Source organism: Variovorax sp. 20P10.2.4, from assembly GCF_058244205.1.
In genome coordinates this window covers 1-2,319 of record NZ_JBZAYE010000904.1, presented here as the reverse complement: position 1 = coordinate 2,319, position 2,319 = coordinate 1, and the positions used below count along the sequence as shown (strand labels likewise).

Below are 2,319 nucleotides of genomic sequence, written 5' to 3'. Positions count from 1 at the left end.
TGGAGCGGCCCGACCTCGGGCCAGTTCATCACCGCCGCGCTCGGCGTGGCGCCGCCCTTCGTCAACGGCCAGCCGATCCCGGGCTTCTCGGCACTGCTGAAGAACGATGACGGCAGCTGGACCGCCCTGCCCGACAACGGCTATGGCAGCAAGGGCAACTCGGCCGACTTCGTGATCGGCTTCTACAACGTGAGCATCGCGTTGCGCACCATGGCCGACGGCAGCAGCCGCCCGGGCGCGATCACGGTCAACCGCCACGTGGCCTTCAACGATGCCAAGGGCTTCCTCAAGGACGGCAAGGGCGTGGACCTGAAGATCACGGCCGACTTCGCCAACTACCAGACGCTGTCGGGCAACACCCTGGTCGACAGCGGCATCGCGGTCGATGCGCGCATCCGCAGCGGCCGGCTGCTCACGGGCTTCGACCTCGACGTGGAATCGATCGCGCGCGCACCCGACGGCAGCTACTTCGTCGGCGAGGAGTTCGGCCCCTACATCCTGCATTTCGACAAGGACGGCACGCTGATGGCCGACCCGGTGCCGCATCCCTTCCTGCGCAGCCCCTCGCACCCCGAGGTGATGGCCGGCACCGTCAGCGCCACCTCGCTGTCGAGCCGCGGCTTCGAGAGCCTGGCCTTCAACGCCGACCGCAGCCGGCTCTACGCCGTGCCCGAGGCCGCGCCCTCGCTGGCGTCGCTGCGCCCGGTGGCCGACGACGAGCGCTACCTGAACTTCTTCGAGTTCGATCCGGCCGCGATGCTCTACACCGGCAAGACCCTGGTCTACAAGAAGGACGGGCCGGCCAAGGACAACCAGATCGTGATCGGCGACATGACGAACGTCGGCGGCAGCCGCTTCGTGCTGATCGAGCGCGACAGCCTGTTCGGCACCAAGGCGGTGGTCAAGCGCCTCTACCTCGTCGACCTCAACGTGAAGGATGCCGACGGCGCGCTCAAGAAGACGCTGCTGGTGGACCTGCTCGACATCGCCGACCCGAAGGGCATCGGCGGCCCGCTGCCCAACGTGGCGGCCGGCCGCTTCAGCATGCCCTTCGACTCGATCGAGAGCGTGGAGGTGGTGGATGCGCACACGCTCGCGGTGGCGATCGATTCGAACTTCCCGACCGAGGACGGACGCCTGCCGGGCAACCCCGACGACACCGAGGTGATCACGATCCGCTTCGACCAGGCGCTGTTCGACCGCGCCGCGAAGTGAGCCGAGGGACGGCGGCGCCTCAGCTGCCGCCGTCCTCCATCTCGAAGGGCGCGACCTGCCGGCCGTCGATGTCGGTGAAGCCGTACTCGCGCGCGAGGTCGCCCACGCGCAACGCGCGGCCGGTCTTGTGCATCACGTTCGCGTCGCCGGCCAGCGCCACGATGGCGCGCCCGATGTAGCGCGGCGATTCGGTGCGCGCGAGCGCGGGCCGCTCGTGCCAGTGCGCCTCGTCGGTCTGGTGGCCGGCCAGCACGAACTCGGTGCGCATCCAGCCCGGCGACACCGCGAGCGAGGCCACGCCATGCGCGCGCAGGTCCTGCGCCATGCCGAAGGCCAGCCGCGTCATCGCGGCCTTGGCGAGGTCGTAGAACAGGCTGCCGCGCAGGTAGCGGTCGCGGTCCCAGAAGGTGGTGGTGGCGATCAGGCCATGGCCCTGGCGCACCAGCAGCGGCGCGGCGCAGCGGCTGGCCACGAGATGGTTGCGCACGCCGCGGTCGAACATGGCCTCCCAGTTCGACAGCGGATGCTCCCAGAACGGCGCCTCGAACACGCCGTTGAAGCTCTCGTGGCCGCCCCAGGCGTTGTTGACCAGCAGGTCGAGCCGGCCGGCCTCGCGCTCGACGCGCGCGAACAGCGCCTGCACCTGCGCTTCGTCGGCATGGTCGCAGCGCACCGCCACGCCCTGGCCGCCGAGGCGCGTGACCTCCTCGGCCGTGTCCTCGATGCTGCCGGGCACGCGCTGCATGCCGGACAGCGCGAGGATCTGGCCATAGCTGTCCGCGGGCTGCGCGCGCGTGCTGCGGCCCGTGACGTAGACGGTGGCGCCGGCCGCGCCGAGTTCGAGCGCGATGCCGCGCCCCGCGCCACGGCTCGCGCCCGTGACCACGGCCACGCGGCCTTGCAGGGAGGGCAGTGCATTCGCACCCGTGGGCTGGTCGGTCATCGGTGGGCTCGCTGAAAAGGAAAGAAGCGCCGAAGGTAGCGCCGCCTCACGCCGGCGTCTTGGAAGAACCCGCAATCGCGCGGCCCAGGAACTCGGTGGGCGTGACGCCGCACAGCGCACGGAACTCGTTGACCATGTGCGACTGGTCGTAGAAGCCGCTG

Annotated in this window: 2 protein-coding genes; one reads left to right on the top strand and one right to left on the bottom strand. The window is 70.2% G+C overall.

Going from position 1 to position 2,319, the window contains the following annotated elements; all coding sequences use genetic code 11:
- The coding region (locus tag AC27VN_RS39215; protein WP_490880174.1) for an esterase-like activity of phytase family protein at window positions 1-1,215 on the top strand (1,215 nt) is incomplete at its 5' end.
- A gap of 19 nt (window positions 1,216-1,234) precedes the next feature.
- On the opposite strand, the gene AC27VN_RS39210 is transcribed toward AC27VN_RS39215, so the two are convergent.
- Window positions 1,235-2,158: an SDR family oxidoreductase gene (locus tag AC27VN_RS39210; protein WP_490880173.1), complete on the bottom strand. Its 924-nt coding sequence runs from the start codon at window positions 2,156-2,158 to the stop codon at window positions 1,235-1,237.
- Window positions 2,159-2,319 lie beyond the last annotated feature (161 nt).